This is a genomic window from Pirellulales bacterium, from assembly GCA_019636345.1.
In the GTDB taxonomy this organism is placed as follows: Bacteria; Planctomycetota; Planctomycetia; order Pirellulales; family Lacipirellulaceae.
The window spans coordinates 17,059-32,172 of sequence record JAHBXQ010000007.1; the positions used below are offsets into that span (position 1 = coordinate 17,059).

At 66.4% G+C, this 15,114-nt stretch carries 11 protein-coding genes; 9 read left to right on the forward strand and 2 right to left on the reverse strand.

The window, feature by feature from the left end:
• Window positions 1-534: 534 nt before the first annotated feature.
• From KF688_15895 to scpA, 9 genes are all read left to right on the forward strand, one after another.
• Window positions 535-1,716, forward strand: coding sequence for an acetyl-CoA C-acyltransferase family protein (locus KF688_15895; GenBank protein ID MBX3427160.1), 1,182 nt, complete (start codon window positions 535-537; stop codon window positions 1,714-1,716).
• A gap of 140 nt (window positions 1,717-1,856) precedes the next feature.
• Window positions 1,857-2,600, forward strand: coding sequence for a 3-oxoacyl-ACP reductase FabG (locus KF688_15900; protein MBX3427161.1), 744 nt, complete (start codon window positions 1,857-1,859; stop codon window positions 2,598-2,600).
• Window positions 2,601-2,739: 139 nt separating this feature from the next.
• Window positions 2,740-3,081 (forward strand): hypothetical protein, encoded by a 342-nt coding sequence (locus KF688_15905; GenBank protein MBX3427162.1) that lies wholly within the window; start codon window positions 2,740-2,742, stop codon window positions 3,079-3,081.
• A 96-nt stretch (window positions 3,082-3,177) separates the two neighbouring features.
• Entirely contained in the window at window positions 3,178-4,287 is a 1,110-nt protein-coding gene (locus tag KF688_15910; GenBank protein MBX3427163.1) for an alpha/beta fold hydrolase, read from the forward strand.
• Between the two features lie 162 nt (window positions 4,288-4,449).
• Window positions 4,450-5,235 carry a biotin--[acetyl-CoA-carboxylase] ligase gene (locus KF688_15915; GenBank protein MBX3427164.1) on the forward strand — a complete coding sequence of 262 codons (786 nt, stop codon included), beginning with the start codon at window positions 4,450-4,452 and terminating at the stop codon, window positions 5,233-5,235.
• Between the two features lie 95 nt (window positions 5,236-5,330).
• Window positions 5,331-6,905 (forward strand): phosphotransferase, encoded by a 1,575-nt coding sequence (locus KF688_15920; protein ID MBX3427165.1) that lies wholly within the window; start codon window positions 5,331-5,333, stop codon window positions 6,903-6,905.
• A 68-nt stretch (window positions 6,906-6,973) separates the two neighbouring features.
• A complete protein-coding gene (gene mce / locus KF688_15925; protein MBX3427166.1) occupies window positions 6,974-7,393 on the forward strand; it encodes a methylmalonyl-CoA epimerase in 420 nt (139 codons plus the stop codon).
• 59 nt (window positions 7,394-7,452) lie between these two features.
• Window positions 7,453-9,573: a methylmalonyl-CoA mutase small subunit gene (locus KF688_15930; GenBank protein ID MBX3427167.1), complete on the forward strand. Its 2,121-nt coding sequence runs from the start codon at window positions 7,453-7,455 to the stop codon at window positions 9,571-9,573.
• A complete protein-coding gene (scpA, locus tag KF688_15935) occupies window positions 9,570-11,753 on the forward strand; it encodes a methylmalonyl-CoA mutase (GenBank protein MBX3427168.1) in 2,184 nt (727 codons plus the stop codon). The genes KF688_15930 and scpA overlap by 4 nt, the downstream gene beginning before the upstream one ends.
• A 4-nt stretch (window positions 11,754-11,757) precedes the next feature.
• Here the strand turns inward: scpA and KF688_15940 are convergent, their stop codons facing one another.
• Together KF688_15940 and KF688_15945 are read right to left on the reverse strand one after the other, a co-directional pair.
• Window positions 11,758-14,076: a PEP-CTERM sorting domain-containing protein gene (locus KF688_15940; GenBank protein MBX3427169.1), complete on the reverse strand. Its 2,319-nt coding sequence runs from the start codon at window positions 14,074-14,076 to the stop codon at window positions 11,758-11,760.
• A 266-nt stretch (window positions 14,077-14,342) separates the two neighbouring features.
• Window positions 14,343-14,888 (reverse strand): hypothetical protein, encoded by a 546-nt coding sequence (locus KF688_15945; protein MBX3427170.1) that lies wholly within the window; start codon window positions 14,886-14,888, stop codon window positions 14,343-14,345.
• Between the last annotated feature and the right edge of the window lie 226 nt (window positions 14,889-15,114).

The following is a 15,114-nucleotide window of genomic DNA, read 5'->3' on the forward strand; positions in this document are numbered from 1 at the left end:
TGGACACCGCCGTCGGATGGTGCGAAAACGGCGCCGAGCGTCGCACGAGCGAGGGACCGGTGCGCGACAGAGAGAAGCAAGTGCAAACCCGGCGCCGATGCGGCGCCTCGGCAGAGGAGCCCTCCCGCCAAGCCTGTGTGCGATGCGGCGCACCAGGAATCGCCGGATGGGCCCGTTCGCTCAGCCCCGCGAGATTGTCGGCCGATGCTGCCAGTGCGAAGTCGACAAACCTGGGCTTGCGCAGTCGGAGGCTCGGGTTGGGCATAGCGGTTGCAACGGTCCCTCGCCGTGGGCTGCCGCGAGCATCCTGCGGGCGAGTCGATCAGGCGGTCGACAGTTCTGTTCCGAATGACGCCCCGCATTGGTTCTTTCCCCTCGATGGCTCGCGGCGAACGGGGCTGTCGGCAATCAACCGGCGGCCGGCGGCCAAGCGGGGATTCTCTCTGCACGTCGCCGGGCGCGGCGCGAGCGCCGGCAGTCGTCGCACTCGTCGGCCGCTGGCCGAGGCGTACTCAAAATCAGGAGGCTCGAGCGATGGCGCGCCAAGTTGTCTTTCTCAGCGGCGTCCGCACCGCGATCGGCGGGTACGGCGGCAGTCTCAAGGACGTTCCCCCCGGCGATCTCGCCGCGACGTGCGTGCGCGAAGCGGTGAAACGCGCGGGGATCGACCCGACTGACGTCGGTCACGTGGTGTTCGGCAACGTCATTCATACCGATCCGCACGACCATTACTTGGCTCGCATCGCCGGCGTGAAGGGGGGACTCCCGCATGAGGTCCCCGCCTTGACCCTCAACCGGCTGTGCGGCAGCGGCATGCAGGCGATCCTCACCGCGGCCCAAGCGATCATCCTCGGCGACGCCGAGGCGGCCGTCGCCGGCGGGGCCGAGAACATGAGCCGCAGCCCGTACTCGGCCCCCGCCATGCGGTGGGGCGCCCGCATGAACGACGCCAAGCTGGTCGACATGATGGTCGGCGCCCTCAGCGATCCGTTCGACGATTGCCACATGGGCGTCACGGCCGAGAACGTCGCCAAGAAGTGGAACGTCTCGCGCGAGGACCAGGACGCGTTGTCCGTCGAAAGCCATCGTCGGGCCGCAGCGGCTATCGAGGCGGGGCGATTCGTCGACCAGATCGTTCCGGTGGACATTAAGGTCAAACGCGACACGGTTGCGTTCAATCGCGACGAAACTGTACGCGCCGACGCCACGCTGGAAGGGATGGCGAAGCTGCGGCCAGTGTTCGATCCGCAGGGGAGCGTCACCCCCGGCAACGCATCGAGCATCAACGACGCGGCCGCGGCAGTCGTACTGATGGAAGCGGAGCAAGCCGCCGCGCGCGGACTGAAACCGCTAGGCCGACTGGCCGCGTACAGCTACGCGGGGGTCGATCCCAAGTACATGGGCATCGGGCCGGTGCCGGCAGTGCAGTCGCTGCTCAAGAAGTCCGGCCTGACGAACGACGACTTTGACCTGTTCGAGGTCAACGAGGCGTTCGCCGCGCAGGCCTTGGCCGTGTGCCGTGAACTGAACTTGCCCGAGGATCGCACGAACCCCAACGGCAGCGGCATCTCGCTGGGCCACCCGATCGGGGCCACCGGGGCGATCCTTGCGGTCAAGGCGCTCTACGAGCTCCAGCGCACCGGCGGCAAACGGGCGCTGGTGACGATGTGCATCGGCGGCGGGCAAGGCATCGCCGCGATCATTGAGCGAGATTGAACCGGGACTCGCAAGCGGTCGGTTCTCGGCCGACCGCTCGCGAACCGGCGAACTGCATACCAAATCACGACAACCTCCCCTCACCGTTCTTGCTGAGAGTTCGGCGCGTAAATACGCCGGCTCCCAAAGGAGATTTCACCATGGGCCGCTTGGATGGAAAAACTGCGTTAGTCACGGGCGCCTCTCGAGGGATCGGCCGAGCGATCGCGCTCGACTTGGCTCGCGAAGGGGCTAGGATCGCCCTGAACTACAACTCGAACGAAGCGAAAGCCAAAGAAGCCGCCGACGAAATCGCGGCCATAGGGGGCGAGTGCGTCCTCATTCAAGCGAACGTCGGCGTCCCCGCCGAGGCGCGGGCAATGGTCGCCAAGGCGATTGAGCAGCTTGGCCGACTCGACATTTTGGTCAACAACGCCGGCATCACGCGCGATCGATCGCTGAAGAAGCTCACCGACGAGGAGTGGGACGAGGTCGTCCGCACCAATCTCGGGAGTTGCTTCGCGTGCATCTCCGCGGCGATTCCGCAGATGATGGAGCAGCAGTACGGGCGGATTATCAACATCAGCTCGATGAACGGCCAAGTCGGCGCGTTCGGTCAGGCGAACTACAGCGCCAGCAAGGGAGGGATCATCGCCCTGACCCGCACCGCGGCGCTCGAACTGGCCAGTTCCGGGATCACGGTCAACACGGTCGCTCCGGGATTCACGTTGACCGACATGTTCAACGAAGTCCCCGACAAGGTGCAGGAGCAGATCAAGACGCGCATCCCGCTGCGGCGTTTCGGCAAGCCCGAGGAAATCGCCAAGGCGGTCACGTTCCTTGCCGCGGACGGCGATTACGTCACCGGCCAACAGATCAATGTCAACGGCGGAGCGCATATGTAGGGCCTGTCGGCCATCGGCTGTCGACTCTCGGCCGGCGCAACTTGCGATGGGCTGACCGCCGCAAGCGGCCAGCCCATCGCCAACGCGGCTTTTCAGCGGCGCAACCCTCAACAGAATCCCTTCATCCCCCGGTCGCCCTATGAGCGATAAGACCACCTTCGATCCGCTCGATCCTACTGGCGTGTTCAAGACGATACGCGACAAGGGGATGGAGGCCTGGGCCAAGACGATGACCGAACTGGTCGGCAGCGACGCTTACAGCGAAGCGAGCGGGCAGATGCTCGATGCGTGGCTCAAGACGAGCGGGCCGTTCCGCGAGATCACGCAAAAGCTGATCGCCCAGTCGATGGCCAACTTGAATCTGCCGAGTCGCGAGGACGTGACGCGCCTCGCCGAGCGGCTGACTAACGTCGAGATGCGGCTCGACGATCTTGATGCAAAGCTCGACGAATGCTTGAGCCTGTTGCGCACCAGATCGTAGGCCGGACCAACCAACGCCAATTCGGCGAGTTTCGGTGAAGCTCGCCTCCGTCGGCCCGGGAAGGGCCTGGGCAGCACCAGCAGGAGTCGCCTCGCCATGTCCGCGACTGACACCAAGACCGATCACGACGGCCGCCCGACGCCAATGCTCGCCGACTACTGCGAGGCCGCCCACGACGCCGCGAAGAAGCTCGATCGCTTCAACGAGCTGCTGACGACCGACGCCTCGATCGCGATGACCCCGAAACGATGCGTCTGGAGCCTGAACAAGGCGAAGCTGTATCGCTACACGCCCGTCGTCCCCGAGGATCAACTGAAGCCCGTGCCGCTGCTGTTGGTCTTTGCGATCATGAACCGGCCGTACGTGCTCGACCTGCGGCCTGGGCACAGCTTCGTCGAGTACATGTTGCGTCACGGGTACGACGTGTACCTCTTGGACTGGGGCATTCCCGGGCCCGAGGACAAGGATCACCAATTCGACGATTACGCCCTGGAGTACCTGCCTCGAGTCGTACGCAAGCTCAAGGCGCTCACCGGGAAAGAGCAGTTCAGCATGCTGGGGTGGTGCCTGGGGGCGCTTATCAGCACGATCTACGCGGCCTTGCGGCCCGACGACGGACTGAAAAACCTCGTCCTGCTGACCGCCCCGCTCGACTTCGCCGACAAGAAGGTCGGCGGCTTCGTCAAGTGGGTCAGCGATCCCGCATTCAACGCCGACCGCATCGTCGAGACCTTCGGCAACGTCCCGGGCGAGATGATCGACGCCGGCGCCAAGATGCTTAAGCCGGTCGAAAATTACCTCGGCACGTACGTCGGCTTGTGGGAGCGGCTCGACGATCCCGGCTCGGTCGAGGCCTGGCACGCGATGAACACCTGGGTCCGAGACATCATCCCCATGGCGGGGGCGGCTTATCGACAGCTCATCAACGAATTCTACAAGGAGAATCGCCTGATGGAGGGGACCCTCGCCATTCGCGGCGAGAAAGTCGACTTGGCGCAGCTGCGGGCGAGCGTGCTCAATGTGATCGCAGAGGCCGACCACATCACCCCTCCCTGCCAAAGCGAGCGGATCATGAAGCACATCGGCGGCGACGACCATACCGTGCTTCGCGTCAAAGGAGGACACATCGGCATCATGGCCGGCCGCGGAGCCGAGAAGAACACTTGGCCGCATATCGACGAGTGGCTGGCAGCCCGATCCGGGTGACGGCTTGGCCTGCGGGGGCGAATCGGCTCGCCCTGGGGCGTTTTGAGGCGTCGATGCGGCGCAGCCGGGCGGGGCGTCATCGGACGAAACTTCGGATATAGTGACGCTCGGGAGCGACGCTCCCCCGTACGATTTCCGAGGCCTTTGTTGCACGAGGTGGCCATGCCAGCCGATTTGCTCGCCGAAGCGATTCTCCCCCGACTTTCCACAATGTGGTTGGGCCGCAGCTATCATTGCCACGGCGAACTCAGCTCGACGAACGACGAGGCCGTGCAGCTTGCCAAGACGGGAGCGCCGCACGGCACGGTCGTCGTGGCCGACGGCCAGACGAGCGGTCGCGGGCGGGTCAACCGAAGCTGGCACTCCCCCCCCGGCGAGAATCTGTACTTCTCGATCCTGCTTCGCCCCTCGTGGCAGGCGAGCGAGCCGCGTCCCGTCAGCTTGGCCGCCGGAGTCGGGCTGGCCGAGGCGCTTGCATCGCAGCTCCCTCAGCCGCCGCAGCTCAAGTGGCCCAACGATCTGCTGTACCGAGGTCGCAAACTCGCGGGGATCCTCATCGAGGGTTCGATGCAGCTCGATCGGGTCGAGTACGTCATCGTCGGCATCGGCGTGAACGTGAACACGGCGGAATTCCCCCCGGAACTGGCCGACATCGCCGAGTCGCTGGGCCGAGTCGCAGGCCAAGCCATTGACCGCGGCGCGGTACTTGCAGCGATTCTCAATTCGATGGAACCGTGGCTGGAGACGTTGGCCGAGCAAGGTCCTGAGCCGATCGTCGCCGCTTGGTTGAAGCACGCCGCGAGTCTGGGCCAACCGATCCGCGTTACGGACGGCACGCGCGAGACGAGCGGCGTGATGCAAGGAATCGACCCCGACGGCGCCATGCGGTTGCAAACTCCCGACGGTCGCGAGCACCGCATCGTTTCGGGCGACGTGCTCGTCGATTGAGTCGGAATCAAGGCGAGCGGCGATCGAAATCGCATGTTCGCCTGCGGTCGTTCGTGCAACGCCGCGGCTCGTCGCGAGCCCCGGGAGACGCGGCCATGAACCATTGGCAGTCGCTGCTGGACGAAGGCGAACTCGCCGAGTTGCTGCCGGCGGAGCACCGCGAGTTTGCGCCGGCGGTCGTCGGCGCCTTGGCGGTCTTCCTGGACGGGCTGAGCGAAGCTCGTCAGGTCCGCGTGTTGGCTCGGCAGGCGGAGTTGGGGCCGCACGCTTCGGCGTCTGAGCGGATCGGCGCGCTTGCGCACTCGTCGCCCGTGCTCCACAAGTTGGGGCAGATTCTTGCCCGCGATTCGCGTTTGGCGCCTGCGCTGCGTCACCAGCTCGAGAAACTCGAATCTCTCCCCCCGGCCATTCCGGTCGACGAGTTGCGACCGACCCTTTCCCAGGACCTGGGCGTCGCGTGGGAGCGGGAGATCGAATTGGCCGAGACTCCGCTCGCCGAAGCGAGCGTGGCGGTCGTCGTACCTTTTCGACAGAAACGCCCCCGACCGTCGGCTCTCAACGCTCGGTTTGGCGCCCAGGCGGCGCACGCGGATCCCCGAGAAGCAGCCGAGGCCCGCCGCTGCGACTTTCCCGGCGTGCTCAAAATCCTGAAGCCCGGCATCGAACAGCAACTCGGCGAGGAGTTAGCGTTGTTGGGGCGCGTGGGCGACTACCTCGACGACGCTTGCGGACGACTGGGGCTGATCCAGCTGGATTACGCCGAATCGTTTCGGCGGGTGCAAGAGAAGCTGGCCGGCGAGGTGCGGCTCGATCGCGAGCAGACCCATCTGCTCGCGGCGAGGCGGGAGTTCCTCGGCGAGCCGCGGGTGCTTATCCCCGCGCTCTTGCCCTACTCGTCGCCGCGAATCACGGCGATGCAGCGCGTCTTCGGCCGGAAGATCACCGAGCGGCTGCCGAGCGAGACTTCGGCCCGACGGCGACTGGCCCGGCTCGTGGCGGCCGCGCTGGTGGCGCGACCGATTTTTGCGCCGCAGGCGCGGGCCGTGTTCCACAGCGACCCGCATGCCGGCAACCTGATGCTGGCCGACGACGGGAGACTGGCGATCCTCGACTGGAGCCTTGTCGGCGAACTGACCCACGGCGAACGAGCCGCGATCGTGCAAATGCTGCTGGCGGCCGCGGCGCTCGACGAGACGCGGATCGCCGATTTGTTGGCGTCGCTGGCCGAGCGCGGATCGTTCGCCGCCGCCGCCGTACGCGTCGTCGTCCGCCGGTGGCTGGGCAAGATCATCGACGGAACGTTGCCGGCGATGGCGTGGCTGGTGGGAATGCTCGACGACGCCGTGCAAACGGCCGGCCTGCGCGTGCACGCCGAGTTAATGCTGTTTCGCAAGTCGTTGTACACCGTCGAGGGAGTGGTCGCGTCGATCGGGGGCGGGGCCGTCGACGTCGACGGCGTCCTGACGCAGGAGTTCGCCCGGCAGTTGGCCCTGGAGATGCCGGCTAGGTGGTTCGCCGCGCCGGCAAGCCGCGACTTCGCCACCCGGGCTTCCAACCTCGACTTGTTGGCACTCTATTTGCAAATGCCGAAGCTAGCCGCCTTTCAAACCGCCGCAGCCGGTCGCCGCCTTTGGGCAAAGTGGGTCGAACCAGCGGCTCCCCGCAGATAGCAAGCCGCCGCCCTCCCCCGCTCGCCACCCGTAGATCACCACTCGCCCTCCCCCCCAGGACTCTCCCCATGCAACCCGTGAAAGCCGTCAACCACATCGGCATTGCCGTCGCTTCGATTGACGAGCAGCGGCCGTTTTACGAGGAGATGGGAGCCGTGTTTGAGCACGTCGAAGAGGTTCCCTCGCAGAAAGTTCGTGTGGGCTTTTTTCGCGTCGGGGACGTGCGGCTGGAACTGCTCGAGCCGACCGATCCAACGAGCACGATTGCCGCGTTCCTTGAAAAACGGGGTCCCGGTCTCCACCATGTGGCGTACACCGTCGACGATCTGCCGGCGCGGATCGCCGAGCTGAAGCAGGCCGGCGTCCGAATGATCGACGAGACCCCGCGGCCCGGGGCCCATCACATGAAGATCGCCTTCCTCCACCCCAAGAGTTCGCACGGCGTGCTCACCGAGTTGTGCGAACCCGCACAGAGGGGCGACTCGTGAGCGGTGATTGGTGATTGCAGCAGTGTCGCCCTGTCCAACCTCCTACTCCCCCGGCTGTCATGCTTTCCGAAGAACTGACTCTCGACGAGTTTCCTCCGGTCGACTACGCGGCGTGGCGTGCGCTGGTCGACGTCGATCTTGCCGGAGCGCCATTTGAAAAGAAACTTGTCACCGGCGCCTATGAAGGAATCGCGATTCAGCCGCTCTACACGGCGGCCGATTGGCCCAGCGAGCGGGCCGCAATGCGCGGCGAGCCCGGCACGGCGCCGTTCGTCCGCGGTTCGCGATCGACGAGCGAAAGCGTCGCCGGTTGGCGACTCTGGCAGGAACACGCTCATCCCGACCTCGGCTCGACGCAGCAGGCGATTCGCGACGACGTCGCCGGCGGCGTCGACGGCGTGTTGCTGAGGCTCGACTGCGCGGCTCGCAGCGGAATCGATCCCAACGACGCAGCGGCGATGGACCTCGCGGCCCGTGACGGCGTGGCGGCGTATTCGCTCGACGACTTCGACGCCGTCTTGGCGGGCGTCGATCTCGCGAAGGTCGCTGTGGCGCTCGAGGCGGGGGCGGCCTTCGTCCCGGCCGCGGCGCTGATGGTCCAACTCTGGCAACGGCGCAGCGTGGGACTTGATCGCGCCGTCGGGGCGTTCAACGCCGATCCGCTGGCCGTGCTCGCCCGCGACGGAGCGCTGCCGCTGGCGATCGACGAGGCGCTCGCCCTGTTGTCCGATCTCGCCGTCTGGACGGAGGCGCATGCTCCGCACGTCACGGCGGTGCGCGTCGGGACGGCCCCTTATCACCACGCCGGGGCTACGGCGGCGCAGGACCTGGGGTTCGCGCTGGCGACGGGGGTCGAGTATCTGCGGGCGATGACTGCCGCGGGGCTGGCGGTCGACGCCGCTGCGCTGCAGCTCGTGTTCAACATGGCCGTGGGGACGCATCATTTTCTGGCGATCTCCAAGCTGCGCGCCGCCCGGCGGCTCTGGTCGCGCGTCGTCGAGGCCAGCGGCGGCAGCCCGACCGCTGGCGCCATGCAGTTGCATGCGAAGACCAGCAAGCGGGTTCTCACGACGCGCGATCCCCACGTCAATTTGCTTCGCAACACCGCGGCGGTCTTCGCCGCGGCGCTGGGCGGGGCCGAAACGATTACTAGCGTGCCATTCGACGCTCCGCTGGGGCTGCCCGATCTCCACAGCCGGCGCGTCGCCCGCAATACGGCGATCATCCTCAAGGAGGAAGGCCACCTGCATCGCGTCGCCGACGCCCCGGGCGGAAGCTGGTATCTCGAACGGCTCACCGACGAACTGGCCGAAAAAGGCTGGGGCGTGTTTCAGCAAGTTGAGGCGCAGGGCGGGATGCGGGCAGCGCTCGAATCGGGATGGATTGCCGCACAGATCGAATCGGCCTTCGCCCCTCGGGCGAAGAAACTGGCCGACAGGCGCGAAGGAATCGTCGGCGTCAGCGAATTTGCCGACGCGAAGCATGTCCGCCTGGAACGGCCGGCGCCCGATCGCGCGGCGATCGCTCGTACGGCCGCCGAACGCATCGCCTCAATTCGCCGCGAACAAGCCTTAGAGGTCGGTTCGCTTGTCTCCGGGACCAAGCCCGGCGAGCGGACGGTCGGCGCGATTGCCGCGGCTGCGGCCGGAGCGACGATCGGTTCCCTGGCCGGCGCGCTCGGCTTCGGCGGCGCGAGCCCGTCGATCGCTCCCTTGGCCCTGTCGCCGTTCGCCCAGCCGTTCGAGGAGTTGCGCGACGCGTGCGACGCCTGGGCCGTCAAGCACGGCGCCCCGCCGCAGGTGCTGCTCGCGTCGTTGGGTCGGCCCGCGCAACACGGTCCGCGCAGCCAGTATTCCAAGAGCTTCTTCGAGGCGGGCGGGTTCCTGGTGATTCAGGACGAAGCGGCCGGCACGATCGACGCGGCCGTCGCGGCGCTCGACAAGCATCAAGCGCCGATCGCCGTGCTCTGCTCGACGGACGAAATCTACGCTGAACAGGCGGCGACGGCCGCCCAGCGGCTCAAGCAAGCGGGGGCCAAGACGGTCGTCCTGGCCGGGGTTCCGGGCGCCAACGAGGCTGCGTGGCGCGAGGCCGGGGTCGACCGCTTCATTTTCATGAAATGCGACGTGCTGGCGACGCTCCGCGAGTTGCTGGCCGGGTTAGGAGTGATCAGCGCATGAGTGCGATTCCTTCGTTCGTCGACATCCCGCTCGAAATCCCCGCCAATGCGGCCGGGGGCGGAGCGGAGCACAGCCCCGAGGGCGCCCACGTCGGGGCCCCGGCGTGGGAAACCCCCGAGCACATCGCCGTGAAGCCGCTCTACACGGCCGAGGATCTGGGGCCGGTGAAGCATCTCGACACGATGCCGGGACTGCCCCCCTACGTCCGCGGGCCGTACGCCACGATGTACGCGCTGCGTCCCTGGACGGTGCGCCAGTATGCGGGGTTCTCGACTGCCAAGGACTCGAACGCATTCTATCGTCGCAACCTCGCAGCGGGACAGATGGGGCTGTCGGTCGCCTTCGATTTGGCCACTCATCGCGGCTACGATTCCGACCATCCACGGGTATTCGGCGACGTCGGCATGGCGGGGGTCGCCATCGACAGTATCCGCGACATGCAGACGCTGTTCGACGGCATCCCGCTCGATCGCATGAGCGTGTCGATGACCATGAACGGCGCCGTGCTGCCGGTGATGGCGCTCTACATCGTCGCAGCCGAGTTGCAAGGCGTGCCGACGGAGAAGCTCTCCGGCACGATCCAGAACGACATCCTCAAGGAGTTCATGGTCCGCAACACGTACATTTACCCCCCGGGGCCCAGCATTCGGATCATCGCCGACATTTTCTCGTACGCCAGCCGGCATATGCCGCGGTTCAACAGCATCAGCATCAGCGGTTACCACATGCAGGAGGCCGGGGCGACCGCCGATTTGGAACTGGCGTACACGCTCGCCGACGGGCTCGAGTACGTGCGGACAGGGATCAAGGCGGGCATGGCGGTGGACGACTTCGCCCCGCGGTTGTCGTTTTTCTGGGCGATCGGCATGAACTACTTCATGGAGGTCGCCAAGCTGCGCGCCGCCCGGCTGCTGTGGGCCAAACTGATTCGGCAGTTCGAGCCGCAGAATCCCAAGAGCCTCGCCCTCCGCACCCACAGCCAGACCAGCGGCTGGAGCCTGACCGCCCAGGACGTGTTCAACAACGTTCCGCGGGTCTGTCTGCAAGCGCTCGCCGCGGCCCACGGGCATACGCAGTCGCTCCATACGAACGCGCTCGACGAGGCCCTGGCGTTGCCGACCGACTTCTCGGCCCGCATCGCGCGGAACACGCAACTGTTCATCCAGAAGGAGACAGACACCTGCGACGTGGTCGACCCGTGGGGAGGGAGCTACTATGTCGAGCGGCTCACTCACGACTTGGCTCGACGGGCGTGGCAGCATCTGCGCGAGGTTGAGGACCTGGGCGGCATGACGGCCGCGATCCAGGCCGGCATCCCCAAGATGCGCATCGAGGAGGCCGCCGCCCGAACCCAGGCCCGCATCGACTCGGGCCAGCAGATCGTCGTGGGGCTCAACAAGCACCGCCCCGCACACGAAGACGCGATCGAGGTTCTCAAGGTCGACAACACGGCCGTCCGCGAATCCCAGATCGCCAGCCTCAAGCGACTGCGCGCCGAGCGCGATCAGGGGGCGGTCGACCGCGCGCTGGCGGCGCTCGAGGAAGCCGCGCGCAACGAAACCGACAATCTGCTAGAACTAGCGGTCGTCGCCGCACGGGCCCAGGCGACGGTCGGCGAGATGAGCGCGGCCCTGGAACGGGCGTACGGCCGGTATCAAGCCCCGGTCGAAGCGGTTCGCGGCGTCTATGCCGGCGAGATCGGTCAAGGCGCTGGCATGGTGCAAAATGTTCAACGACTCGTCGAACAGTTCGCCCAAGCCGAGGGCCGCCGCCCGCGGATCCTGGTCGCCAAGATGGGGCAGGACGGACACGACCGCGGCCAAAAGGTGATCGCCAGTGCGTTCGCCGATCTGGGATTCGACGTCGACATCGGCCCGCTGTTTCAAACCCCCGCCGAAACAGCCCGGCAGGCAATCGAAAACGACGTCCACATTGTGGGAGTCAGCTCGCTGGCCGCAGGGCACCTGACGCTGGTCCCCGCCTTGCGCGAGGAACTCGCCAAGTACGACCGCGACGACGTAATGATCGTCGCCGGAGGGGTGATTCCGCCGCAGGACTACGACGCCCTCTATCAGGCGGGCGCCGCGGCCGTTTTCGGCCCCGGCACCGTCATTGCCGACGCGGCCGAGAAACTGGTCCGCGACTTGGCGGAGCGATTGGGGCATAAGCTGACATCTTGAGCGGCTACCGCCCTCGGCGATCGCCTCGCCATGCTGCTGCGGCTGCCATGACCAGCAGGCCGATCGTCGCCGGTTCAGGGACCGCGCCGCTCACGACGACGGCCGGGACGGAAGCGCCCAGCGTGGCTTGCCAGATCGCTAAATCGGCGGAGTCGACGACGCCATTGCGGTCGGCATCCCCTTGGGCGTGGGCGGCGCCGCCCGTCGTTCCGTAGCCGCGCTGCCAAATCAAAAAGTCGGCCCCGTCCACGCGGCCGTCAAGGTTGAAGTCGGCGTCGAGCGCGGGCCGCGCTTCGAGCGTGACGGCGGTCGGGGCGTACAGCACTGCGTAGGTCAACGCGGAGGGCAGCCCGGCGAACGTCATGTTGGCGAACGTGCCCGTCACGCTTGCGCCGCTGATGATTTCGAACTGGTCGCCGATTTGCGGCACGAACAGTCCCCCTCCGAAATCGACCTGGGCGACGGCCAGCGTCCCCCCCAGTTGCACGTCCGCTTGCGACAACACGCGGTCGTAGTTGTTGGGATGGGCGCCGCCGATCTCGATCTCCAGCGTAGCGGTCGGGGCGAGTTGATACAGGCCGTGGACCGGCACGGCGTTGTACGGGGCGAATCCGGGGCGGTGGACGTCGTTGATCCGCACGTCGCGCAACAGGCCGTCGCCGGCGAGCGGGCCGTTGACGGCCAGCACGTTTCCTCCGCCGGGTCCGCTGACGGTTCCGCGATTGACGAGGCTGCCGTTGATTTCTCCCAGGCCGCGAATCGTGTGGCCCGGTGCATTGGTGAGCGTCTTTCCCGCGGCGACGGAGACCTGTGCCCGAAAGCCGACGTTGACCAGCTCGATTTCGCCGACGCCGTCGAGCGTCATCGCCGTGGCGCCGTCGAAAAGAAGCCGGATCGTCGTATTCGCAAACGTCGGATTGACTCGAATCAGGCCGTCGTTCGTCAGCCCGGAGCCTCGCACCGTGACGCCGCTGCTGAGCACCTCAAGCAGCCCCTGATTGGTCACGTCGGTCAGTTTCGCCGACCCTGACGCCTGAATCCTGCCTGGGCCCGTGCTGTGGAGCCGTCCGTCGACGATCTCGACGCTGTCGCGCAGGCGAATCGTCCCCTCGTCGGCGACGATGATTCCGGCGGCGTGGTCCTGAACGACGACGACGTTGTTGACAATATCGAGCGTGTTGCCCGCCAGCGCGGCGATGCGGTTGTTGTTGACTTTGTTCTGGCCGGTCAGCGTCAGGAGGCTCGTGCTGGTTCCCGTAATGGCGGCCTCGATGACGCCGTCATTGACCAAATTGGCGAAGATCTGAAGCTTGCCGCGCAAGGCGTGGCCGGCTCCGTTGGTCAGCACGGAACTGCCCAGCGTGGAGATCGTGGAAGAAACCGAGCTTGTTCCGACAACGGCCCCCGTACCCGCGACGGTCATCGTGCCGTCGACTTGCAGCGACGTCGACAGGGCGACCGTGCCGTTGTTCGCGAATCCGCCTCCGTCGAGGACTAGCGTCGCGTTGGCCGTAAGGGCGCCGTTGTTCGTGACGCCGTGGAAGCGGGCGCCCCCGCCGCCCGACTGGATCACGACGTTGCCCGTGCCGGTCGTGCGGAGCTCTCCGCCGTGGAGGTGGAGACCGTTAAGTTGCACGGTCCCTCCGTCGGCTTGGATGATCCCGCCGCCGCCCTGCTGAACGCTGAGCGATTGGATTTCGAGGATGCTGCCAGGCCCCGCGGCGAACGTGCCGTTGTTGAGATTGGTCGTCGCGGACAAGATCAGCCTGAGCGATCCCGAACCGATGGGGTTGTACGCAGCGACCATGCCGTTGTTGACGAGCGCGGCGTCGATTCGCCCCATGCCGCGAATCGTGTGGTTGGCGCCATTGGTCAGGGAACTGGCCGCTTCGAGCCGCGCCCCCGAAACGGGGATCGCCGGCGGGAACCCGGCACTGTAGACCCGATTGAGCGTCAGCGTCCCGACGCCCGCGATTGCTCCCCCCGCGGGAAAGACCAGCCGCGAAAGGAGCGCCGCATTGTCGCTGTTGACGACGATCTCGCCATCGTTGCGGAGGTCCCCTGCGGCCAGCGTCAGGGTCTTGCCCCCGAGGATGTTCAACAGCCCCGCGTCGATCTCCAGCGAATCAATCGTCCTGTCGAGATCGAGCACGGCGGGGGCTGGCGGTCCTATGATGGCGTGATCGCCGACCGAAGGGGGCGGGCCCCCCTTCCAATTGAGGGCCGAACTCCAGGCGTCGCTCACGGGGTCGTCGCCAGTCCACTTCACGTCGGCCGCGCCGAGAGGTCTCTTGCCGCAGAACATGGTCAGCGCCAGAACCAAGGCTGGCGTCGCAAATCCTCGAATGCGTCGGAGTCGACGCAGACGCGGTAGCGGACGTTCGCTGCCGTTCGTGACCATCGCCGGCCTCCTCGAATGACGAGAGCAGGAGCGGGTTGCCGACGCCCGACGACAGGCGGCAAGACCAGAGCGGCGCTCCCTGCGGGCCTCAGCTTCGCTTCCTGGCCGCCGCAGTGCGCGTGCGACAAGCTCCCCCGCGACGCCCAGCAGCGGACCAACTGGAGCATGACGCCGAGAGGCGCTCCGCGTCAAGCGTTTGTCGCCGGCTCGTCGACCGACGGTTTCGTCGACGCAGTCCAGTGTCGGGCGAAGACGTAGGCGACGCACGCCGCCCCCAGGGCGTAGGTGATTCCCGCGGCCCAGATAATCTGCTGCTTCTGGGCCGACATGTCGAGCTGCCGCAGCGAGAGCGACGCCGAGATCCCGAAGAAGACGAGAAACACGACATTGAACCCGACCACGAACGCTCGGTCGACCTCGCGGTAGCGTCCATGGCTCTCCAGCCAGTGCTCCCAGCAGCTGAAGTCCTTGATGCGGGGCTCGACCACCTCGCGCAGGTAACGGCCCGCGCGGCTGATGTTGCTCGATTCGGCGATGAACGACAGCATGAGCGCCAGGATCAACAGCGGAATCGACGCGTTGGCGAACCCCGATGGCTGGGCCGCCGCCATGTAGCCGCCGACGATCACCAGCAGCATGCCGACGATCAACAGCCAGAAGATGCGGGCCTTCGACTCGCTGATTTCGGCCCGGAGGGCCACGTACTGCTGCTTCGAGAATTCATCGAGGTTCATGGTCGCAGCCTCCGCGGGGAGTAGAGAAGGCGAATAGAGGTGTGAAGAGGCGCGGCGGGGTCGTGCGTCGGCAAACGTCGCGCCGCTGTTGGGCGATCGTAGTCTTCTGCAAGCGCTTTCGCAACTCTTGGGCGCCGCTGTCGCGAGGCGTCTCGCGTTGAGGTGCGGAGGCGACCAGCCGCGAAGCAGTCGGCAACGCACCAATCGCATCGAGGTTCGCCTCCAT